The sequence below is a fragment of the Bartonella sp. AA97HXZ genome, from assembly GCF_042196985.1.
Lineage (GTDB): Bacteria > Pseudomonadota > Alphaproteobacteria > Rhizobiales > Rhizobiaceae > Bartonella.
The window spans coordinates 296,783-319,967 of the sequence record NZ_JBHIRC010000002.1 but is presented as its reverse complement, the minus strand read 5'-3'; the positions used below and the strand labels follow the sequence as shown (position 1 = coordinate 319,967).

The following is a 23,185-nucleotide window of genomic DNA, read 5'->3' as shown; positions in this document are numbered from 1 at the left end:
GCCTTCATCTAGTATAAAGGCTAATATAGCAGAGAACATACGGATGCATTTTTTGTTTCAAAACTGCTATGAAGATGAGATATTGAGTTATAAGCAACAAAAAACATTTAATGTCTCAATGAGACTTTTATACCTATCACCACACCTCAAATGAGAGGTTTTTACAGGATAATAGAAAAAGGTGAATCATCCTATATTCTAAAAAGACAGTTTATCCTTTCAGTGTATTTTGCTAAAGGCTTATGCTATAAATGTATAAGCTTGTTTTACTAGAATTTTAACTCTTTCATTTTTAAGGCTGCTGTTATGGGTGTTGTTGCCAAAAATTTTCCCATACCTGATCTTCATCGGGTTCGTCGTGTTCTCTTTTCTGTGTCTGATAAAACGGGTGTGGTTGCTTTTGCACAAGCTCTTAACGCTACTTACAATGTTGAATTAATTTCAACAGGAGGAACAGCAAAAACCCTCATAGCGACTGGTTTACCCGTAAAAGATGTTGCTGAAGTTACTGGATTTCCTGAGATAATGGATGGGCGTGTAAAAACACTCCATCCTTTGATTCATGGTGCTTTGTTGGGGGTAAGAGAAGATCCTAGCCATAGGGAAGCTATGGAAAAGAACAGCATTTATGGAATTGATCTTTTGGTGGTGAATCTTTACCCTTTTGAAGAGACGATCCTTTCTGGAGCTGATGGACAAACGATTCTTGAAAATATTGATATCGGTGGACCGGCGATGATTCGCGCCGCGGCAAAAAATTATGCTTATACCGGTGTTGTAACAGCGATAAAAGATTATGATTCGATTCTAGCTGAATTAAAGCAGCATAATGGATGTTTAAGCTTATCTATGCGTCATCAGCTAGCAATGCGCGCTTATGCACACACCGCTGCTTATGATACGGCAATAGCATCGTGGTTTGCAAGGGATTTAGAAATTGAAACTCCATCGTGGCAGAGTTTTTCTGGTCATCTTGAAAGTGTTATGCGCTATGGAGAAAATCCACATCAACAGGCAGCATTTTATCGCAATAATGAAAAACGTTTTGGTATTGCAACAGCAAAACTTTTACAAGGCAAAGCGCTTTCTTATAACAATCTGAATGATACAGATGCAGCCTTTGAACTTGTGGCAGAATTTGATCCGCAAAAAACCGCTGCTGTCGCTCTTATTAAACATGCCAATCCTTGTGGTGTTGCGGAAGGAGAAAATTTGAAAGAAGCTTATTTGAAAGCTCTTATGTGTGATAATGTATCGGCATTTGGTGGAATTGTTGCTTTAAATCAAACCCTTGATGAGGAATGTGCTGAAGAGATTGTTAAAATTTTTACAGAAGTGATTATTGCTCCTGATGCCACAATGGCGGCACGTGAAATTATTGCCAAGAAAAAAAATCTTCGTTTGCTCATTACAGGTGGAGTTCCTGATCCACGCTGTGGAGGACTTCTTGCGAAAACACTTGCAGGAGGCATTTTAGTGCAATCACGTGATAACGTGGTAGTCGATGATCTTAAATTGCAAGTAGTGACAAAGCGGGCCCCAACTCAAGATGAAATGCGTGATCTTCAATTTGCTTTTCGTGTAGCAAAGCACGTTAAATCAAATGCTATTGTGTACGCGAAAAATAGTGCAACAGTTGGAATTGGAGCTGGACAAATGAGCCGCATCGATTCAGCCAAAATTGCTGCAAGTAAAGCAGCAGAAAGTGCGCAAAGAGCAGGCTTAACAGAAACTCTCACAAAAGGATCTGTTGTTGCATCAGATGCATTTTTTCCTTTTGCAGATGGTTTATTAGCAGCAGCTGAAGCAGGGGCAACAGCAGTTATTCAACCAGGAGGCTCCATGCGTGATGAAGAAGTTATCGCCGCTGCTGATGCACAGGGGTTAGCGATGGTTTTTACAGGAACACGTCACTTCCGCCATTAATAATTTTGCTGCTTTTCTTTTCGTATGAGACAAATGTTTCAAGGAATTTTTCATAATTATCGTATGACTATTGATAAATGTTGAAATGGAAGCAGTTATTCAATCCAAAGAAGCTACACGTGAAAAAGTTTATCACCGCAGAAAATGCACATAATTTAGCCATTGGTTAGGGATAAGATGTTCTTGTTGATGTTTTTAATGGTTACCCTTTCGCATGAGAAAAATGTTAAAGGGACATTATCTTGTATTAGATGCATACCTGCTATGATATTATAACACAACTCTTTTTAGTAATATACTCTATTCTTAAACTAAAGAGTGTAATGAAAAGTTTGAGTAGGGGATATGAATATTCTACGTTTTTATAGTAATTGGCGCCGTTATCGTCGAACCGTTAATGCGTTAAGTCGTCTTTCAACATATGAACTCAGCGATCTTGGAATTTGTCGAGGTGATATTGATTCAATTGCACGACGTTATTCGCGTAAATCTTTATGAAAGTTGTTTGAAATATTTGAGAGAATGCTTTGCTATGAAAAAGCATGCATTTTGTGGTTTGTTATTATAACTTCATTTTTAGTATAATAACAAAGAGCAGAAGAGTTGTTTTTCTCGACCATTGTAATGTATTGTTTCTCAAATTTTCAGTGCTTCTGTAATGTACAACATTTGATTTATAATGATAATTTAGCGTTATTCATATTAAATTAGAACCCCGAACACCGTAAGATTCTTCCATTTCAAATCTATGTATGTTGAATCAACCAAAACCATTCGCCTGCACGTTACAAGCGGGGGAGCTGTATGGATAAAAGCTATTAAGAAAAAGCTAAAAATGCCTCTTATGAACCATCTCTAGTGCCAAGAACTGTTACAAACATTGGCACTGATCAATAGTGTGATAGTGCCGAACTGCTCCTTCATAAGCATAAAGATGGGGGGCTTAATGGATTTACCGTTATACCCATCACGGGCATCGTCGCAAAATAGCTTGGAAGCGTTAAGGAATTTTTCTTTAAAATAAGTTCGTGAATATACAATACAATAGCGCTCTGTTTTTCGTGAAGAACGTAATCCTATTAATGCAACTCTCTCAGAGAGAAATATTGATCCCAACAGCACACTTAAAAATTTATCGAAGATAAGAACGACTTAATTTTCTCTCTATATCTTTAAAGGATCAAAATCCTTAACTAGTACTCATCTGTCAACAATGGTCTTTCAAAAACCTTTTTTTCTGAAGCCAATTCCTTTAGCATCACCTCATGAGATTCTATGAGCAAACCTTGCCTAAAAACATCCAACCCATACTCCCAAAAAATGCTTCGTGTATAAAATTGATATGATCTTCAAATTTTGAGAATATTACCACAATAAACAATAATGTTTTGCGACACGCAAAATAAAACGCAATATACTATGGGTTGGAACAATGTTCTAATTTTTTATCAAACGCTTTACGGATAAAACGCCAACGAACTTTTTCCTGAAATGCAGGACGAAAATATAAAACAATCTGTTGTGTCCGTTGTGGACCTGTTAATTCTGCAAAATCAATCGAATCTTCAAGACAAATATCTGCGTCAGGCGATATAAAATACCATATTTGTTCACTCTTCACGTTCTCGTTCTTTACGGCTAAACACACACGTTTGCCATCATAGTTAACTTCAACTTGTGGATGAAGATGAAACCGAACAGCAACATGATTTTGTTCATTTTGCACACTCTTGTGTCTCTTTCCCCCTTTATTTGGCATAAAAAAGCGATCAAAACCTTCAATCGTATCTCCATTTGTCGCCAAAATAAGACCACGCTCATGAATAAGATTAAAGGGTCGCATATAACCATTATGACTCGCAATAAAACCCGTCTTCTCTGAATCCTCTATACGGCACACTTGAACGTCTGTTGGTCCATCAAACAAAAATGGCGCGCCATTTTTGTTTTTATGATAAAAAGCACCCACTGAACAATCATTAAGCGTAGCTGTTGAATGTGCTGCAGTAACACGCCCTAAATGTCGATACTCTTCCCGCCCATCAGGATTAACACCGGCATTGATAATAAAACGGTGCCCTTGTGAAGACATTTCAAAAGACAAACACCCCGAACAAGCCTGCTGTGCTACAGAGCGGGGTGGAAACTTTCCTGTATCTGCAAGCACTGTTGTTTGATTGGCTTTTAAGCGCTGAAATCCTGAATAACGGGCATAACTAAAAGGATGTCCTCCTGTTTCATCAAGCTCCAAAAGTGATGATAATCGTTCCGATACAAGGGGACCAACCCCATTAAAATGGGCCAACGTTTGATCCTCATGGATAAAGAATCGTAAAGCTGGCAACATACGCTCAACAGAATCAATCAAAATACGGGGTGCTGTTTCATTGCTACGCATAAAAAGATGCCGTAACGACAATAAATCCGATAACAAATTCAGCAAAATAACAGGACTACGGGAAATATGCCCACCATCAACTAAGATTTGACGGGAAAGCTCCTCTATAAGTGTGGTTTGTACCTTTTTTTTCACTGCCGCAGAAACAGGCAAAGCAAGAGATGCGAATGTCAAAGCTACTGCTGCTTGTAAACGTTGATCATTGTGCTCCATACTACAAATTGTTACGCGCAAATAACGAAATTGCAAACCAAGTGCACGCAAAAAGCGTTTTTCAAACCGCTCACTTGCCCCTTCTAACAACATTTTCGAATGACAAATCCATGAAATCAAGCGCCGCGCCACAACAGGACTACTCCAAGCAAGCCCTTTTACCTTCTTGCCAGCATGGTCAAACCAGTCTTCTAAAAGAGAGCGTGCATGTGCAGAAGCTAAATCACTTCCTGCTGCCTCCATATGGCGCAACCAATGAAAATCATGTAGAGCCGCTTCCCATTCTAGCGTTGGTGGAACCAATGAAAACGGCGAAACAGCACCAGAATGAACAATGTGACCAGCAAAAGCAAAACGACCATGATAAAATTCATGCGCCATCATCGGATCAGCTACATGCAAATCCATGGGATGCGCTAAAATTTTATGAGGACGAAACCCTGAAAATCGCCAACGAAACAATGGTCCAACCCATAAACGCCGCATAACATTCTGTATCGTATCGATACAGGCTGCCACTTTTACCTGAGGAGCTTTTACCGCAACCGCCAAAATTTCATCTCCATTTATGCTGAATCAAATACAATTTCGACCATTTTTGTAAATGAAGCGTTAATTAAGCAATTTTTCGTAAGCGCGCAGCAAAAAAACCATCCATTCCTAAAAATACGGTTTTCTCAGCATCAAAATTTTTATGACAAAAATCCGCAGGCGTTGTCCGTAACATCCCCCCACAAAGCAAATGTTCCAGTGCTCCCATTTCCTCTGGATAAATAGGGTCTAAAACAATGTCATTGCGTGTCGATAAAATTTTCTCAATAAGATCTTCACCTTCTTCTCTTGCCAATGAACAATTGGAAAAAACAATCCGTCCCCCCTCCTTTACCAAAGAAATTGCTGCGACAAGCAAATCATATTGCAACGCCGCTAACTTGACGATATCTTCCCTCGATTTCGTCCATAAAATATCTGGATGACGACGGATTGTTCCTGTAGAAGAACAAGGAGCATCAAGAAGAACCGCATCAAAAAGCTGTGTGGGATAGAAATTTCTCACATCGCCCTGCCAAATGTGAACTAAAAAATGAAGCCGTTCCATATTTTCTTTTAAACGCTTTATACGGTTAGCAGAAAGCTCAATTGCTGTCACTTCTGCCCCTTGCAAAGCCAATTGTGCTGTTTTTCCTCCAGGGCTCGCACAAAGATCAGCAACGCGTTTACCCTCAATACTCCCAAGTAAACAAGCAGGCAAAGCTGCTGCAAAATCTTGAACCCACCAAGACCCTTCACGATAGCCTGGTAAATCAGAAACAGAGCACTCCAGACGCTTCAATCGAACAGAACCATTGGGCAATACCACACCGCCAAGCCTTTCAGCCCATCCACCACTATCAGATTTCACTGTCAAATCGAAAGGAGGTTCCACACTTTGAATTGCGATAATCTGATATGCCTTTTCTGTTCCATAAGCTGATATTAAAAGCTGTCCAAACCACGCTGGCACACCTTCAATGGTAGGAACTTGTTGGCATAAAAGCTCTGCCTCACGTGCAACATTGCGCAAAAGAGCATTCACCATCCCTGAAAAACGGCGCATTCGAGGATCAAGTTTCGCCACACGCACAGCTAAATCAATAGCCGCATGATCGGGAATATCAAGATAAAGAATTTGTGCAACACTGATATGCAAAAGATGCTGAAGTGAAAGTGCTTGTGAAGGCAAAGGACGCGCCAAAAAGCGTGAGAGAGCCGCCATAATCTGCCCTCGATGACGCAATGAAGCTGTTAAAATAGCCCGACACAACAAACGATCTCGTTGTGAAAGCTTCAAATATTGTGGATGTCCGTGTTCATTATCCGTCAAACCAGACAGAGGCGTGTACTTATCAACTACCGCCCCCAAAAGACGCACACAAACCTGTCGAACAGCTAATCCTGGAACATTTTTTTCAGACACATGCCCCGCTTTTTTGTGTTTCAAAACACCACCTTTATATCACAGTTTTCTCAAAATCTCCCTCAATAACTCTATGAACGAGATCTTTTTGAATTTTCATAACGAAGCCAAGAAGGACGTTTTGTAACACGCTGAAAAGAACTGTTTTCTTGTTCACCTAATACATGAGCCTGACCACTATGAAAATCTCCATAGTTCATCCCGCTGCTTTTTTCATGTATAGCGTCCTCTTTATTCCATCCCACACTTTTGGCAAGAGCCCCTTTCATCTCTTCTGCTTGCCGATAAAGAGCAGCGATACGATTTGCAGTTGCTGGATGTGTCGAAAAAAGACTATCCGCTCCCTCACCGCTCAAAGGATTAATAATAAACAGATGCGCGGTTGCTGGATTATGCTCTGCTTCTTCATTATATACCCCACGTCCCCCATCAGCAATCTTATGCAATGCCGAAGCCAACCATAAAGGATTACCACATATTTCAGCCCCTCTACGATCCGCAGCATATTCCCGTGTACGGCTAATCGCCATTTGCACCAGCATCGCTGCAAAAGGCGCCACGAGCAATGCAATAAATCCTCCAATTGCCCCAGCGCCATGAGAATCTTCTGAAGAATTACGCTGTCCTCCCATAAAGAAAGCAAAATTACCAAGCATTGAAATTGCCCCTGCAATCGTTGCGGTTAGAGTCATTGTTAACGTATCGCGATGCTCAATATGTGCGAGCTCATGCGCCATAACGCCGGCAATTTCCTCAGCGCTTAACCGCTCTAACAACCCAGTACTTGCAGCAACAGCTGCATTTTGCGGATTACGTCCCGTTGCAAAAGCATTTGGCTGTGCATTCTCAATAACATAAATTTTTGGTTGAGGAAGAGAAGCTTTTTTAGCTAAATCGCTTACAATCTTATAATAAACTGGTGCTGAATGCTGATCAACTTCACGCGCCCCGTACATGCGTAAAACGATTTTATCTGAATTCCAATAAGAAAAAAAGTTTAAACCACTTGCCATTAAAAGAGCAATGACCATGCCACCACCCCCTCCAACAAGATAACCAACTCCCATAAAGAGAGCAGTTAAAAAAGCCAAAAGCATAGCTGTACGCATTATATTCATTACTCAAAAAACTCCATGATAAAAGTCAATCAATACTATATGATGGTGTTTTCTTTCTACTTCTTCAATGGAATAGGTGTAAAATGAATAAAAAAGATGAGAAAACAAGCAAAAAAAATACAACTGTCATTAAACAGCAATCTCTTTCTCCCGCAGCACAACGCGCCCTTAAAGAAGCTGAAGAAAGACGAAAACGCGCAACAAAAAAAGAACAACCTTTAGAAAACGGCGGACGCGGCGGCAAAGACCCTTCCCGCTATGGAGACTGGGAAATTAAAGGCCGCGCCATTGATTTTTAAAACCATTGATTAAAAAAAACAGCGCGGATTTAAACAAGCAGCTTTTTAAAGAAAATCCGTTTTTGATAGACAAAAACGGATAATATTTATTTTTCTAAAGCTTTTAAAAACACGTTGATTAAACAATCATGCTTCTTATGCTGTAGCAGATTCTGCTTCAGCCGCTGCTGCTGCTTCTTCTGCCGCTTGCTTTGCTGCTGCTATACGTTCTTGTGCTTTTTTACCCGGTTCACCTTTATGTGGATTATTACGAGTTGGACGCTTTTTCAAGCCAGCTGCATCTAAAAACCGTAAAACGCGATCTGTTGGTTGAGCCCCTTGCCCAAGCCAATATTGGATACGTTCTTCATTAAGTTTCACCCTCGGTCCATCTTTAGGCAACATTGGATCCCATGCACCAACACGTTCAAGAAACCGCCCATCGCGCGGACTACGAACATCTGCAACGACGATATGATAGTAAGGACGTTTTTTTGAACCTCCACGGGACAAACGAATTTTCAATGCCATATTTTATCTCCTATTGTCAGCTCTGGCTTTCGTTTAAATTGACTTTTTTGTTTTTTGCTCTTCAGCAATAACTTCATGATGACTCACAACTTCTTTAATAATAAATTTTAAAAATCTTTCAGCAAAATCAGGATCAAGATGACTATCTATAGCCAATTGCCGCAAACGCGCTACCTGATATTGCTCACGCAGAGGATCTACTTTAGGCAAATCATAACGGGCTTTTAAGCGCCCAACAGCTTTCGTACAACGAAACCGCTCTGCTAAGATATGAATCAAGGTTGCATCAAAATTATCAATGGATGCTCGTAAATGTGCTAATTCGTTTAATACTGTTTCCTGCATTATATCCCTTTCCCTCTTTACATCTTATTTTTTCTTAGGATGCTGAGGAAAATTTCCCCCATCGACAATGCCATTGGAAAGACCAGGAAATGTAGGTCCACGCTTAGGAAGTCCGGGCAAGAGCTTCCCTCCATTACCATTTTCAATTTGCTTTTGAAGCATTGAGAATTGCTTTGGATCCAATCCCGACAAATCCGGTATAGCTGGAGAATCCCCTCCCAAGTTTCCCATACCACCAAAACCCATTTTGGAACCAAGGCCTCCCAACATTTTTCCCATAAAACCACTTTTTCCTTTACCACCCATGGCTTTCATCATATCAGCCATTTGGCGATACATTTTCAAAAGTTTATTAATATCAGCCGCTGTCGTACCAGACCCCTTAGCAATTCGTTGTTTGCGGCTATGTTTTAAAAGCTCTGGATTCGCCCGCTCTTTGGGTGTCATAGATGAAATAATGGCCAATTGACGATCAAACAAACGATCATCAAACCCCGCAGCCGCAATCTGCTCTTTGACCTTCCCCATTCCTGGCAACATGCCCATAATACCGCCCATTCCACCCAGTTTTTTCATTTTCTGCAACTGTTCTGCAAGATCATTCAGATCAAATTTTCCGGCTTGCATTTTTTTTGCAAAAGCAGCAGCTTTCTCGTGATCCATTGTTTCAGCAGCTTTTTCAACCAAAGAAACAATATCCCCCATTCCGAGAATACGATCAGCAATACGACTGGGATGAAATTCTTCTAAAGCATCTATTTTTTCACCAGTTCCAATTGCTTTAATTGGTTTACCTGTAACAGCACGCATAGAAAGAGCAGCGCCACCACGCCCATCACTATCCATCCGTGTTAAAATAATCCCCGTAATCCCTACACGCTCATCAAAAGAACGAGCAAGATGAACGGCATCTTGCCCCGTCAAACTATCAGCCACCAACATAATCTCATGAGGAAGGGAACATGCTTTAATTTCAGCCAATTCGAGCATCAAAGCTTCATCAATATGATTACGTCCTGCTGTGTCAAGAAGAAGCACGTCATAACCACCCAATTTAGCAGCCTGTACGGCACGTGATGCAATATCAACGGGCAGCTGACCCGCAATAATAGGCAAGCTTGCAAGTTTTGCCTGTTCTCCCAATTGGCGCAATTGCTCCTGTGCAGCAGGACGGCGTGTATCTAATGACGCCATGAGAACTTTTTTATTGTGCTTATCAGTAAAACGTTTTGCAAGCTTTGCTGTTGTGGTTGTTTTTCCCGAACCTTGCAAACCAGTCATCATGATAACAACTGGAGCTGGTGCATTTAAATCACTCAGAACGCTTTCACTTCCAAGAATATGAACCAATTCATCATGAACAATTTTAACCACCATTTGGCCTGGTTTAATTGATTTAACGATTTCGGCCCCAACAGCTTTTTCCCGAACTCTATCGGTAAAAGAGCGCACAACATCAAGAGCAACATCAGCTTCCAATAAAGCGCGACGAATTTCACGCAGCGCCTCTACAACATCCTGATCCGATAAAGCGCCACGTCCCGTCAAATGAGACAGGATAGAACCAAGTCGCTCTTGCAAGGATTCAAACATCATTTACCTCATTGTTGCATAACAAACAAACCAAAATAGCATCCGAGAACGCATCGCGCCGTCGGATGTTGACCTCTGAGATCTCTTTATACCCTTAAACTGGGGTCTCAGTCGGTGGCTCCAAGTTAATTTTGTCACTGAAAGCTTGCTCCTTCAAACAATAAAACCCCAGCTTTGTCAAGTTTTATCATAAAATATCTTTTTATACGAAGAAATAAAAACAACAAATACTATACTTCAAAACTTTCAACTTCAACACGCATAAAACAACCTGTTTCCTGTTCCATGCTCCATAATTTCCCGCTAGAGATATCAAACCAAACACCATGCAATGTCAAAAAACCTTGATCTTTGCGAAGCTTTATCCACGGAAACGTCTCTAAATTTCTCAACGAATGGCGAATAGAAAGCTGCTCTAATGCCGTCTGTTTTTCTGGCCAAGACAGCGACTTATTATTCAAAACGATTTCTGCTGCTGGTGCTAAGAGACTTATCCATTGACCGATAAAATCATTTGATAATAAAGATTTATATGTCTCATTAAGAGCAGTACGAATGCCTCCACAATGGGCATGACCAAAAACGACAATATGTCTCACCTCAAGCAATTGCACAGCATATTCAAGAGCTGCTGATGTTGCGTGATATTGGTCATCAGGAGAAAAAGGAGGAACCACATTCGCCACGTTGCGCAGGGTGAAAATTTCCCCTGGCTTAGCATCAAAAATCATTTCTGGTACTGCACGCGAATCACAACAAGCAATGACCAAAACTTCAGGTTTCTGCCCCTCAATCGCCAATTGCTGATAATCTGCTATTTTATATAAAAAATGATTGTTTATAAAGTTTTGGTAACCACTTAAAAGTCTTTCTGGTAAATGCGCCATTCTCTCTTTACTTTTGCTTCTTTTTTTACTTTCATTTTATATATTTTAAAAAACAAACTATTAACATACAAAAATACTAAAAGTGCCCTTTCCTTGAAGCAAAATATTTCTTTAAAGTACAAAATATTACTAAAAAATAGCAAAAACAAACTCATTCTTTCCAAATAAAGAGCTATTTTCTTTAGAAAGAAGGTGTTACAGTATATAAAAAATATAATGGTCTGCTTTTAATAAAGACCCCTTAAGAGCAAAAAGGGAGAGTGAATGTGTTGCAACAAAAAAAAACAGAGACAAAAAACACCCAAGATAAAATAGAACAAATCCTTTTTGCCCAAACCGATAAAGAAGATATTGCTTATTATGAAAATGAAGAACTTCAAAAAGCCACAGCCATCGCGGTAAAAGCTTTTAATCTCCATCAGACGGGAAAAAATACCATCTTCTTTGAGCAAAATTTAACCCGCAGTAACAGACCTATAACCGTTATCACGCTTGTCAATGATAACAAACCCTTCCTTCTGGATTCTATTTTAAATGTTTTTAATCAACACAAAAACCATATCTATTTGATTGCACACCCCATTATTGATTGTGCTTCTGGAAAACGCATCAGTCTGATGCAAATTCACATCGAGTCATTAAACAAACAGCAAATACAAAAACTTGAAAATGAACTCACCTTAGTTCTTGAACAGGTTAATGCTGCTGTACAAGACTGGAAACCTATGCTTGAAGAAGTTGAAAAGCATATTCATGCCTACCAAATAAGTCTTCCCCCGCACTACAAACAAGAAGGCGAAAAGGCCATTGAGTTTCTTCACTGGCTAATGGACGATAATTTCATTTTCCTTGGTATGCGCACTTACAACTTCATTAAAGACCAAAAACCCCTAAAATCCTTTACGGCAAGTAATATTGAACTTGGTATACTCACGGATGCTTCTATTCATATTGTTGACGATAAAAGTATGAAAGAACCTCCTCAAGAAGTTTTATCCTTCATGGAAAGCGATAATCTGTTTATCGTGACAAAAGCGAACAGCCGCTCCAAAATTCACCGTTTTGTTTGGCTCGATTATATTGGTCTTAAAATCTTTGATAAAGAAAACCAACTCTGTGGAGAATTACGCATTGTAGGGCTTTTTACCTCCTCAGCTTATACACGTTCTATTTTGAAAATTCCTTTCTTAAAAGAAAAAGCCCGAACTATTATTCAACGTCTTGGACACAATCACGCCGATTATTCAGGAAAAGCACTCATCAGTGCTTTAGAAACCTATCCAAGAGATGAAATGTTTCGCTCTGATGTTGATACATTGACAGAAAACACTAAGCTTATTCTACAATTAGATGAGCGCCCACGTTTACGGGTTCTTGCCCACACTGATTCTTTTGGACGCTTTGTTTCTATCCTTGTCTACGTACCGCGTGACCAATATAGCAGCAGCCTGCGTGAAAAAGTTGGCGAACATTTTGTAGAGCTTTATAAAGGTGACTTTTTTGAATCTTATCCGCTATTTTTGGAAAGCACCCTTATACGTGTCTATTATATCATCCATCGCAAAGGAAACGAAACTGTTCCCCTTCACGAGCGCTCCACACTTGAACAACATGTACGTTCGATTGCACGAAGTTGGGAAGACAGGGTTCAAGCCATCGCTCTTAACAAGAAAATAACAGAGCAACAAACACGTCTAGCCAGTGAATTCCCCAACAGCTATCGTGATTTATTTTCAGCTGAAGACGCTATTAACGATGCCGGACATATTCTAAGTCTTCATGATGAAAAGCCCCTTTTCGTGATCTTTTATCACGCACAAAACAAAGAAAAACAGTGCATTTCTCTTCGGCTTTTTCACCGCCATGAAGCACTTGCCCTTTCCAAACGTGTACCACTCCTTGAAAATATGGGGTTTCGCGTTATTGCTGAACAAACCCTTGAATTACCAGATGGCAATGGGCGCTCTGTGTATCTTCATGATATGCAGCTAGAAAGTACTTTCCAACGCTGTATCGATTTTGAAAAAGACGGTCAAAAACACGCCGAAACCTTTGAAGCCATTTGGGCACAAAATGCTGATAATGACGGCTTTAATGCTCTCACCCAAACAGCTGAGCTTGATTGGCATGAAATTGTTATTTTGCGCCATTATGGGCGCTATCTCCAACAAGCTGGAATTCCTTATTCGCAAGATCGCGTTGCCCAAACTTTAAATGCTTATCCTGACATTACCCAAGATCTTTATGCTTTATTTCATTTAAAATTTCATCAAAGCCATACAGAAAAAGAACGGAAAAAAAACCAACAAGTTATTCAAAAGCGCATTGAAGAAAAATTACGGAAAGTCTCTGGTTTAGACGATGATCTCATTTTACGCCGTTATTGTAACCTTATCGAGGCGAGTTTACGAACGAATGCCTTTACGACTCTTCCTGATGGAAGTCCACGGCGTATTTTAGCCACCAAATTAAATCCACGCCAGATTGAAGGTTTGCCTGAACCGCGCCCTTACCGAGAAATTTTTGTTTATGGACCAGAAGTTGAAGGGGTCCATTTGCGTTTTGGACCTATCGCTCGTGGCGGCATTCGTTGGTCTGACCGTGCATTAGATTACCGCACCGAAGTGCTTAGCTTAGTCAAAGCCCAACAAGTTAAAAATGCGGTTATCGTTCCTGCAGGTGCAAAAGGTGGATTCTATCCCCATCGGCTTCCCCAAACAAATGACCGTGCTGTCATCATAGAAGCAGCACGACAAGCTTATACAGACTTTATAACAGCTTTGCTCTCCATTACAGACAATCTGATTAACGGCAAAATAAGTTCTCCCCACAATGTCATCTGTCATGATGACCCTGATCCCTATTTTGTTGTTGCAGCGGACAAAGGAACAGCAACTTTTTCTGATACAGCCAACGCCATCAGCCAAGCAAACCACTTTTGGCTTGATGATGCTTTTGCCTCTGGAGGTTCAGCAGGTTACGACCACAAAGACATTGGTATTACAGCTAAAGGTGCATGGGAAGCCGTCAAAAGACATTTTAGAGAGTCATTTAATCACGATATTCAAACAACGCCCTTCACCTGTGTCGGTGTTGGCGATATGTCTGGTGATGTCTTTGGCAATGGAATGCTGCTTTCCAAACAAACAAAATTGATTGCCGCTTTTGATCACCGCGATATCTTTATTGATCCAGATCCGAACATAGACGAAAGCTATGCAGAGCGTACGCGTCTCTTCAGACTACCTCGCTCAAGCTGGCAAGATTATGATAAAACCAAATTATCAAAGGGCGGTGGTATCTTCTCACGAAAAGAAAAAACCATTACCCTCTCACCTGAAGCAGCACAAGCCATTGGTTTCGAAAAACAAACAGGAACACCCTTTGAAATTATCTCTGCTCTTCTCAAAGCCCCTGTTGATCTTTTATGGTTCGGTGGCATTGGTACTTATATCCGTGCTGCAACAGAAAATGATGCCCAAGTAGGTGATCGCGCAAATGATGCAATACGCATTACCGGAGAACAAGTGCGTGCAAAAATTATTGGTGAAGGAGCTAATCTTGGTGTTACACAACGTGGACGGATTGAATATGTCTTAAATGGTGGTCGATGCAATACGGATGCCATTGACAATTCTGCTGGTGTGAATTGTTCTGATATTGAGGTCAATCTCAAAATTGTTCTTGCATCAGCACTACGTGCCAAAACGTTAACTCGCGAAGAACGCAATAAGCTCTTGAAAAAAATGACGCCTCAAGTCGAGCAACTCGTCTTGCGCAACAATTATCTACAACCTCTTGCGCTTTCTTTGGCGGAAAACCAGAGCACTGCTGATTTGCCCTATCAAATACGCTTTATGCACGACTTGGAACAAAAAAAGCTTCTAGATCGCAGAGTTGAAATACTCCCTGATGAGCAAATTTTACGACAAAGAACAACCCAAGGCAAAGGTCTTCTCCGTCCAGAACTCGCCGTTATTTTTGCCTATGCTAAATTGACCTTAAAAGAAGAAATTGCTAATAGCCCCATTGTTGATGATCACTATTTCAATACAACCTTGCTGAACTATTTTCCAACCCAAATTCAAGAAAATTTTAAGAAGGAAGTTATTAACCATCAATTGCGTCGTAATATTATCGCAACGCTGATTGCCAACGATATTGTAAATCGTGGAGGCCCCACTTTTGTTAATAGACTACATGATGCAACAGAACAAAAGACTGAAAATATTATTCGCGTTTTCATTGCCATCCGCGATGGTTTCGAAATTCCTCAATTGTCTGAGCAAATTGATAAGCTTGATAATAAAATACTCGGTCTTGTCCAAAATAAATTCTACGCAACAATGACCCCAATGCTCTTTGAAACAACCAATTGGGGTTTGCACAACATAGATCTCTCACGTCCATTAGAAGAAATTGTAAAAACAATAAAACAAGCCCGTAGCGTTATTGAAAAAGAGCTTATGCATTCTCACGGCAACGATATTAAGCAAAAGATTGAAGAAAAAGCATTACACTACAGCGAAGAGGGAGCACCAAAAGCATTAGCGAAACAATTAGCTCTCTTGGAAGCTGCTTCAACAATCTGTGATATTTCTTTGATTGCAAAACAAAGCAACAGTGATCTTATTAAAACCGCAGAGATCTACTTTTCACTTGCGCAAATCATTCGTATAAACCGCATTAACGAAGCAAGTCGTATAATTCCTGTAGTAGATTATTATGATAGTATGGCTTTAAGCCAAGCCAAAGAAAATGTTTCTGAAAGCTTTCGGCAAATCGTTATGAAAATCCTCAAAAATTATGGAAAGAAAAAAGATCCTTTTGACACTTGGAAAAAAACAGAAGAAGATCATATTCACAACATTACAAACCGCATTAGCGCCCTTATTGAAAATGATCTCAATATTTCTCGTTTTACTTTTGCAGCAGGATTGATTTCTCAACTTCAAAATATTGGCTTTCAAACCTAAAGAAAATACAAAACGACCCTCTCAATCTCCCGTTCTATCCCACCACCATAACAAACCAACTAAGACAGAACAGAAGTTTGCATTTTAGACATAACACCAAAAATAAAAATCTCGCTATTTATCACAATAGAATTGTTTGCAACAATTTCAAAAAAACAACAGGATTGATTTCTCACCCTAAAAATATAAACTTTCAGACTTAAAAGCAGTACAAAACAGCTAAGCTTTTGCTCCGTTCTATCCATCCATGACTAATCAACAAGGGAAGAACGGAAACCCTATCCCGCATTTTTAGATAGAGCACTCAAAATAAAAAATAAATTCAAATTTTACTGTTAAATATCCTTCATCATAAAAATATAATATATTGATTTACAATCATAATTTTATCATTTTTATGATAATCCGATATTCTAAATTTGTCTCATTTAAAATCTATTTATATTCAATTAATTAACCCCATTTCCCCTTGCATATTGCAAATGGGAAAGCCGAATAGATAAAAACAGTAAAGAAAGGACTAAAAATGCCCCTCATAAACCGCCTCAAGTGTCAAAAGCTGCAGTAAGATTGAGAATTAGCAAATATAAGCAAATATAATATGATGATGTTTTCCCCTAGCTTGTTACTCCGTAACCGAAAAGATGATGGTGCTTAATGGCTTTATCCTTATACCATTCACAGGCGACATCGTGAAATAGGAAGCACTGAGAAATATTTTTTTAACAAATGCGTAAATATGCAATACAAATATATTCTGTTTTACGTGGAAGACATATAGCTTCATTAAAAAATATCAGAAATAAAAGGATAAGCTTAATCCGTTTATTTAAAAGATATAACTGTAATTGCTTTTGAAATGCGTAAAATCGAATAAAAAATGACAGTAAAGATGGATGTTGATTTTCCCCTTTACAACTTCATATCTTCCTACAACTAGGCTATTTACTTGTTTTAAGAGGTTACACCCAAACAGATATATGCAATATGCTCATTCCATATATAAAGACAAAGGTTCCTAAAAAGAACCACACCACCTGTATAAAAAGGCAATTCAGCATACTTTAAAATACCACTTTTCCATACAAACACTGTTGCTATATGTAGTTTGACATAAGATTTTGTACTAAGTGAAAAGAGGTTGGACGGGTTAGGAGTAGGTGGTAATTTTTTATTTTTATAGCTATTTTTTTACCATTAAATACGCATTTTGTTAAAATAAATTTTTAACACTCTAAAATTGCAAAAAAGTGTGAAAATCAGAAAAAGTCGAAATTTGGTAGTAAAGATGAAAAAAGGCTTCGGTACAATACCTAAAGTGGAGCAAGACGACCAAGTTTTAAAAAGCCTAATTTTACCCACCCATTGTTAATGAGCAAGGAAAGAACGGGAGCGCCATCCGCATTTTTAGGCAAAGCACCCAAAATAAAAAATAACGCTTGAAGATTATTGGCTTGCCCAGGAAATAAGCGCTGCAGAGTGTCAAGAAGCTTCATAGACTGAATAAGGACAAGTTCAAATTTTGCTGTCAAATATCCTTCATCATCAAAAGAAAAAGGTCCACTAATACGCACTGCACCACCTGTATGAAAAGTCAATTCACCTTGCTTTAAAAGTCCACTTTTTCCATACAGTCGTTGTTGCCAATTTTTTTCTTCATCTTCAGACAGAAAAGACATGTCATTTAAAATCCATTTCAAATTGCCATCAATTTTAGGAATATCAACAAAAGAAGATTTTAAAAAGGGAGAAGCATCAAAACCGTCAAAAGTTATATGTCCCGATAAATTATTCTTTTCATGTTTTAGATCAAAACGCAAAAATTCTGCCGTTATTTTTTGAAGCATATCTTGTGGCTCTAACGGCTGAATAATCACGTCATGCGTATTTTGCAAAGATGCCGGATCTTCAATATTTTCTTGTGTCGTTTTTTTATCTGTCGTTGGTGCTCTTAATGCTTCTTGAAGCTTTTGATCTTCAGGGGAAGAGGAAAAAGATGAAATCTCAAGCCCTTCAGCTATAAACTTCAATGTTTTACCCGTTTTCCAATAAGGCTCTGTTTCAATCACCAAATTGCGCCAATGCGATACTATGGGAGTTTTTCCGGAAAAAACAATTAATGCAGGAGAATGAACATTAAACTCAACCAAATGAGGTGCGTAAATTGGTGCACCAGCTGTCAAACGCCCCGTCGATACAGAAACCCCATGTAAAGGCCAAGAAAATTGAAACTTGTCACAAACAACACCGACACGTAAAGGATAACCATCCTTGTGCACATTCTCACATACCGCCGCCATATTATGGGAAGATACTTTTGTGAATATATTAGAAACATAGTCTTCTATTTTACGCGAAAAAAAAACCAGAGTGCGCTATAAATAAATATCAGAGCAAGACAAAAGAGCCCACAAATTAAATAACTCAAAGAAAAACTTTTTTGTGATGATGGTATTTGAAAGGATTTAGACAATATTCAAACTTTCTTTATCTCTTAACTTCCTCCCCACCCTAAAAAGGATAAAGATTCCCAACCACGTTCAGTTTATACACAATCCAACTTCTTAATCGACCGGATTTTATCTACTGATCACTTCAAGAAGTCCCTATACACGTTCTAAAGTACAGTATCTCATAAGCTCAATAAACAAGATTTTCTTAAAAAAAACCCATTACACCCTTTAACAAAAAACACCTCATGTGTAAAGTTTTACATAGATTTTCTACCTCTAGTTTAAACCATACTGTTTTACAGCACAACAAAAATGATAATGAATAGTGTTTCTTAACGATAAAGCCATTGAGCCCCCCATCTTTACGCTTATGGAGACCCCAAAGCCAGCACCATCATTATATTTGGCTAGCCCCCAAATGTTGCGACAGCCCTTGGCACTTAAGACAGTTCATAAGAAGCATTTTTAGTCTTTTCTTATACAGTTTTTGCCCACACGCCAGCCCTACTTGTGACATGCAAACAAGAGGTTTTTATTGAGTCAACATACACAGGTTTGGAATGAAAAAACCTTACTATATTCGGGGTTCTCATTCAATATACAAAACCGTGAATTACCTATATAAATCAATTCGTTGTCAACAATCACACAAGTACGAGCGGTGTACAAAAAATCTGGTGTAATGCGCTTTCAAACCATTGGCTCAAAGCTCGATCATAGATTAAACGACCTTTCAAATGTGCACAAGCAGGTTGAGCACCTTTTTCAGTCAATTTATGTGCCGAACGCACGACCAAACGCCGCATCATAGCGCGTGTAAATTCAGCATGAAACTGCAAGCCCCATGCATTGTTTCCATAACGAAAAGCTTGTGTAGGATATGTATTCCCTGTTGCCAAAAGCATTGCCTCTTTCGGTAAATCATAAATACCTTCATCATGGAAATGGTAGACCATCTCTGGCCAATTCATCAATTCCTTCCCTTGTGGGGTTGCTTCTAGTGGATACCAGCCGACTTCAACAGTCCCATCACTTCTTGTACCAACGCGCCCCCCTAGATTTCGCGCTAACATTTGTGCTCCAAGACAAATACCCAAAAAAGGCTTATTTTCCTTTAGTGATAACGAAATCCAATCAATTTCCTCACCAATATAGGCTTCGCTGTCATTCACACTCATCGGTCCCCCTAAAATAACAACGCCGGCATAATGCTCTAATGTATCAGGGAGTTTTTGTCCAAAAATAGGACGATAAATATCAAGAACAAAACCATTTTGTTGTAAAAATTTTCCCAACCGACCAGTATAGGTAGAGCGCCGATGAATAACGACAGCAATCCTTGGTTTGTTATTTTTTTGTTTTTTATCAAGACATCTCTGATTTAAAAACATTTTTTAACCAATCACCTCTGCTACCAAGCAAAACTTTATTTTTAAAGCATAAGAGAATAATTTTATTGGACAAGACTAACGATATTTTTTCTTCTAGGTCAATTGTTTCTTCTGAGAAAACATTCGTATTATCACATTGGTGCAATTTAAAATAAACGAAATTTTTTCCTCGATAAAGATGTTTCTTCTTCTGTTTTAACCCCTGGATCATCAACATTTAAGTGAGTTTGACTGAACATTTTTACATCTTTTTCTTTTATATCTTGTTTCTCCACCTGCACATTATGCAAAAGAGAATCATCTATAGGTGTTAATTTTTCAAGCTTCTTATCTCCAACATCATCACTTTTTCCCATAACATACTCTTTGTCTTGCCTTTTCGACACAATATTGTCCGCCTCTAATGTGAGAGAAGGCATACAAGGAGGCGCCTTCCATTCAAAACAGCCCAAATGTCCACTGATTGGAGAAACCGCTGACCAAGAAGAAAAAATGGCCCCATCACACATCCACACTGGATCACGTTCAGCACGAAGTGCTAAAGAAAGCCATTGACGCACAGCACCTTGATTGTTTCCCTGTGCCTCTTCAATATCTGCCAACAATAAATAAACACTTTCCCGTGGATGACATTGTAATGCTTTTTGTGCCTTCTCTCTTGCTAATGCTGTTTCACCAGCATCCAAAGCTGCTTTAGCAATAAGGAAAGCCGACTCAAATGCATCTTTATTATAAGAAGCAAGTGTCTTAGCCCTTTTCAATCGCCCAATGGCTCCTTCTTCTCTTTCAAGATAAAGCGCTCCCAAGTCAGGATGAGGCTCCTTTTGCCAAGCCGCTATAATCATTTTATCCGCTTTACGCGTTTCGTTTAATTTATAAAGAATATCAGCAGCAATAACTATTATTGGAACAAAATCAGGCGCCAATTTATGGGCTTTCAAAATAGCTTCACGTGCTTGTACAGGATGTGTATCAAACAAAGAAAGTGCCTGCCCACTTAGTAGTAAAACCTGTATATGCTGCCGCTCTGGAGTCGCGCGAACAGAACGCGGGAGAGCTTTTTGCGTTCTTTCAAAAACAGTAAGTGCCTTATCCCATTTACCCTCAGTACTTAATCGATCAAGCACCGCCTGATGCGCCCATAAAAGTGCTGGCGATAAAGTCAGTGCCTCTTCGGCATATTGTTGCGCTGCTTCATAAGCTTTACTCTTCATCGCTTCACGAAACAAACCATAAAGTCCAACCAGTTTTGTCGGATCTTCCTTTCTCATCTCTTCATAAAGACCGATGGCGCGAACAGAGTCATTTTGTAAAGACAAGGTTTGCGCTTGTAAGAGTTTTACCAATGGCTCTTGTTTTCCTGCAAGATATTTAGTAACCCGTGCTTCCATTTTTTGCGCAACCATACTATCACCAGCAAAAGTTGCAAGAATCCCCTTTGAAAGAGCTTCGTAACCACGCTTTTGATGGCGTTTATAAAAATAATTGCAAAGAGCATTCGGTATGGAAAAAAAGAAAGCCAATAACCACCATAAAAGCACCAGCGTTACAAAAAACAAAATAAGCACACTTAACACTGTAAGAAATGAAGCAGAAAATCTGAAATGCAAAAATGTGAGAACAAAAATACCATTGTGATTAGCAACCCACGTGAAAGCTAAACCGAGGATACAAACAACAAAAATATAAATAAAAACACGTATCATCTTGGGCCTATTTACATCTTTGTTGCTTTAAAAGATCCTTGTTGCACAGACAATAACAATTGCTGCAACAACTGTTGAATAGCAATATGTCTTTCAAGCTGCTTAACAAAATCCATTGAAACATCTTTTGCACTTTGGGGCAATGATTGCCATTCGCTCAAAGCCTTTTCGTAATCACCAGCTTGAATGGCAACTTCCATGCGTGCCGCAATAGCCCCCAGCGTTGTCCCTTCAACATTTCCAATCGGTCGCGAAACAATGAGCCCTTTTATCCACGCTAAAATTCGGTCAAAAAAACCAGCATCTGACGCAACAAGATTTTGCGTACCAACAATTGCATCAGCAACATGAGCAAAATCAACTGAAAGTTGTGCTGAACTTGGAAGACCCACAGTAGCTGTTTTTTGCAACACATCAAGTCCATTAATCGAAGGCGATAATTGCCGCAACAGCTTTAATTCATTATTATAAGATCCACCACGCTCTACAGCATTTTTTAATGAACTAATTGCAGTAAAGAGCGCGGTATCTATTTCTTTTTTCTCACTATTTTTAACAGCAGTTTCTTCCTGTAGTGCTTCTAACTGTTGTTTTAACGCAGCAAGATCATTTGCATTGCTCTGCCCAACAGACAAAGCCGTCTCTATCTCTTTCGACTTTCTAACAAAAGTTTGTACAATTTCTTCAAGAGCTTTTACTTTTTCCTCTAAAATCGCAAAAGCTTTTTTGCTTTCTTCTTTCGATAGTTCATCATTTTTCGTTGTTTTAAACTGTTGTGATGAAAAAGAAGAAAACTCTGTTTTTAACGTATCAATTTCTTGAAAGACCCGCCTCAATTGTTCCTTTGTGTCTTCACCTTGACTTTTTGCGGCTTCAGCAATCTGCAAAGCTTTTTCTCCTCTAGCAGAATTTTCCACAAAAGGAGAAGGAAAAAAACCAGCCCATTGAAGCCCCATAAAAATTCCCAAAGCAATGAATCCCCCCAAAATCCCAGAAAGGGATAAGAAAAGCCAAGTTGTACTAGAGATACTTTTATCCTGACCTTGCATATTCTGTTCTTCTCGCGCTTGAGATTCTACAGAATTATGGATTTTTTCCTCTGAATCATGGGGAACAGCTTCATGTTCAATAACTGGTTTCTTACGGCGCGTACCAGCATAATGTGGTTTAACTTTTGGTTTTGAAGAATCGACCATCTCTGTCACTTTTCGTGCACACTTTTTTTAATGATAAAATAATAAAATGAAAAAAGTTTTAAAAACGCAGCTTTTCTCAATAATATTTACAAGTATCGCCTTTAATAGACAAGTTTTTAAAAAACATTTGCATTTTATACTCGAAAATACAGCTTTATTTTTTAATCAACGATATCATAAAATTCAAAGAAAATGCCAAAACACATATTTTTCATAG

At 39.1% G+C, this 23,185-nt stretch carries 14 protein-coding genes and 1 pseudogene; 4 read left to right on the top strand and 11 right to left on the bottom strand.

What is annotated here, in order from left to right:
* Window positions 1-306: 306 nt before the first annotated feature.
* Together purH and ACFINE_RS02650 are read left to right on the top strand one after the other, a co-directional pair.
* On the top strand, window positions 307-1,926 hold the full coding sequence (gene purH, locus ACFINE_RS02655; protein ID WP_375620946.1) for a bifunctional phosphoribosylaminoimidazolecarboxamide formyltransferase/IMP cyclohydrolase: 1,620 nt from the start codon (window positions 307-309) through the stop codon (window positions 1,924-1,926).
* Between the two features lie 345 nt (window positions 1,927-2,271).
* Window positions 2,272-2,424: a DUF1127 domain-containing protein gene (locus ACFINE_RS02650; RefSeq protein WP_273790070.1), complete on the top strand. Its 153-nt coding sequence runs from the start codon at window positions 2,272-2,274 to the stop codon at window positions 2,422-2,424.
* Between the two features lie 919 nt (window positions 2,425-3,343).
* Here the strand turns inward: ACFINE_RS02650 and ACFINE_RS02645 are convergent.
* The 3 genes from ACFINE_RS02645 to htpX all read right to left on the bottom strand — a co-directional run bounded on the left by ACFINE_RS02645 (window position 3,344) and on the right by htpX (window position 7,612).
* Complete coding sequence (locus tag ACFINE_RS02645; protein WP_375620945.1) at window positions 3,344-5,089, bottom strand: heparinase II/III family protein; 1,746 nt, start codon at window positions 5,087-5,089, stop codon at window positions 3,344-3,346.
* A gap of 64 nt (window positions 5,090-5,153) precedes the next feature.
* Window positions 5,154-6,518 carry an RsmB/NOP family class I SAM-dependent RNA methyltransferase gene (locus ACFINE_RS02640; RefSeq protein ID WP_375620944.1) on the bottom strand — a complete coding sequence of 455 codons (1,365 nt, stop codon included), beginning with the start codon at window positions 6,516-6,518 and terminating at the stop codon, window positions 5,154-5,156.
* A gap of 47 nt (window positions 6,519-6,565) precedes the next feature.
* On the bottom strand, window positions 6,566-7,612 hold the full coding sequence (htpX, locus tag ACFINE_RS02635; RefSeq protein WP_375620943.1) for a zinc metalloprotease HtpX: 1,047 nt from the start codon (window positions 7,610-7,612) through the stop codon (window positions 6,566-6,568).
* An 83-nt stretch (window positions 7,613-7,695) separates the two neighbouring features.
* Here htpX and ACFINE_RS02630 point away from each other — a divergent pair, with 83 nt between their 5' ends.
* A complete protein-coding gene (locus ACFINE_RS02630; RefSeq protein ID WP_375620942.1) occupies window positions 7,696-7,911 on the top strand; it encodes a DUF1674 domain-containing protein in 216 nt (71 codons plus the stop codon).
* 135 nt (window positions 7,912-8,046) lie between these two features.
* Here ACFINE_RS02630 and rpsP read toward each other — a convergent pair whose 3' ends face one another.
* From rpsP to ACFINE_RS02610, 4 genes and pseudogenes are all read right to left on the bottom strand, one after another.
* Window positions 8,047-8,421, bottom strand: a complete 375-nt coding sequence (gene rpsP, locus ACFINE_RS02625; protein ID WP_375612227.1) for a 30S ribosomal protein S16 — start codon at window positions 8,419-8,421, stop codon at window positions 8,047-8,049.
* Window positions 8,422-8,437: 16 nt separating this feature from the next.
* Window positions 8,438-8,766, bottom strand: a pseudogene (locus ACFINE_RS02620) (chorismate mutase).
* 24 nt (window positions 8,767-8,790) lie between these two features.
* Window positions 8,791-10,359 (bottom strand): signal recognition particle protein, encoded by a 1,569-nt coding sequence (gene ffh, locus ACFINE_RS02615; protein WP_375612251.1) that lies wholly within the window; start codon window positions 10,357-10,359, stop codon window positions 8,791-8,793.
* A gap of 230 nt (window positions 10,360-10,589) precedes the next feature.
* Complete coding sequence (locus ACFINE_RS02610) at window positions 10,590-11,246, bottom strand: carbonic anhydrase (protein ID WP_375612226.1); 657 nt, start codon at window positions 11,244-11,246, stop codon at window positions 10,590-10,592.
* A 266-nt stretch (window positions 11,247-11,512) separates the two neighbouring features.
* On the opposite strand from ACFINE_RS02610, the gene ACFINE_RS02605 reads away from it, so the two are divergent.
* Window positions 11,513-16,222: an NAD-glutamate dehydrogenase gene (locus tag ACFINE_RS02605; RefSeq protein ID WP_375620941.1), complete on the top strand. Its 4,710-nt coding sequence runs from the start codon at window positions 11,513-11,515 to the stop codon at window positions 16,220-16,222.
* 1,313 nt (window positions 16,223-17,535) lie between these two features.
* Here the strand turns inward: ACFINE_RS02605 and ACFINE_RS02600 are convergent.
* The 4 genes from ACFINE_RS02600 to ACFINE_RS02585 all read right to left on the bottom strand — a co-directional run bounded on the left by ACFINE_RS02600 (window position 17,536) and on the right by ACFINE_RS02585 (window position 22,968).
* The gene (locus ACFINE_RS02600; RefSeq protein WP_375620960.1) at window positions 17,536-18,591 is read right to left on the bottom strand and encodes a DUF2125 domain-containing protein; all 1,056 of its coding nucleotides are present in this window, start codon (window positions 18,589-18,591) and stop codon (window positions 17,536-17,538) included.
* A 728-nt stretch (window positions 18,592-19,319) separates the two neighbouring features.
* A complete protein-coding gene (locus tag ACFINE_RS02595) occupies window positions 19,320-20,066 on the bottom strand; it encodes a glutamine amidotransferase (RefSeq protein ID WP_375620940.1) in 747 nt (248 codons plus the stop codon).
* Between the two features lie 146 nt (window positions 20,067-20,212).
* Window positions 20,213-21,772: a heme biosynthesis protein HemY gene (locus tag ACFINE_RS02590; RefSeq protein WP_375620939.1), complete on the bottom strand. Its 1,560-nt coding sequence runs from the start codon at window positions 21,770-21,772 to the stop codon at window positions 20,213-20,215.
* An 11-nt stretch (window positions 21,773-21,783) separates the two neighbouring features.
* On the bottom strand, window positions 21,784-22,968 hold the full coding sequence (locus tag ACFINE_RS02585) for a hypothetical protein (RefSeq protein WP_375620938.1): 1,185 nt from the start codon (window positions 22,966-22,968) through the stop codon (window positions 21,784-21,786).
* Window positions 22,969-23,185: the final 217 nt, after the last annotated feature.

Excerpts from the sequence above, each read along its gene's own strand:
- ACFINE_RS02595 (WP_375620940.1), bottom strand. The coding sequence starts at position 20,066 with ATGTTTTTAAATCAGAGATGTCTTGATAAAAAACAAAAAAATAACAAA.
- ACFINE_RS02585 (WP_375620938.1), bottom strand. The coding sequence starts at position 22,968 with ATGGTCGATTCTTCAAAACCAAAAGTTAAACCACATTATGCTGGTACG.
- purH (WP_375620946.1), top strand. The coding sequence starts at position 307 with ATGGGTGTTGTTGCCAAAAATTTTCCCATACCTGATCTTCATCGGGTT.
- ACFINE_RS02650 (WP_273790070.1), top strand. The coding sequence starts at position 2,272 with ATGAATATTCTACGTTTTTATAGTAATTGGCGCCGTTATCGTCGAACC.
- ACFINE_RS02590 (WP_375620939.1), bottom strand. The coding sequence starts at position 21,772 with ATGATACGTGTTTTTATTTATATTTTTGTTGTTTGTATCCTCGGTTTA.
- ffh (WP_375612251.1), bottom strand. The coding sequence starts at position 10,359 with ATGTTTGAATCCTTGCAAGAGCGACTTGGTTCTATCCTGTCTCATTTG.
- htpX (WP_375620943.1), bottom strand. The coding sequence starts at position 7,612 with ATGAATATAATGCGTACAGCTATGCTTTTGGCTTTTTTAACTGCTCTC.
- ACFINE_RS02610 (WP_375612226.1), bottom strand. The coding sequence starts at position 11,246 with ATGGCGCATTTACCAGAAAGACTTTTAAGTGGTTACCAAAACTTTATA.
- rpsP (WP_375612227.1), bottom strand. The coding sequence starts at position 8,421 with ATGGCATTGAAAATTCGTTTGTCCCGTGGAGGTTCAAAAAAACGTCCT.
- ACFINE_RS02630 (WP_375620942.1), top strand. The coding sequence starts at position 7,696 with ATGAATAAAAAAGATGAGAAAACAAGCAAAAAAAATACAACTGTCATT.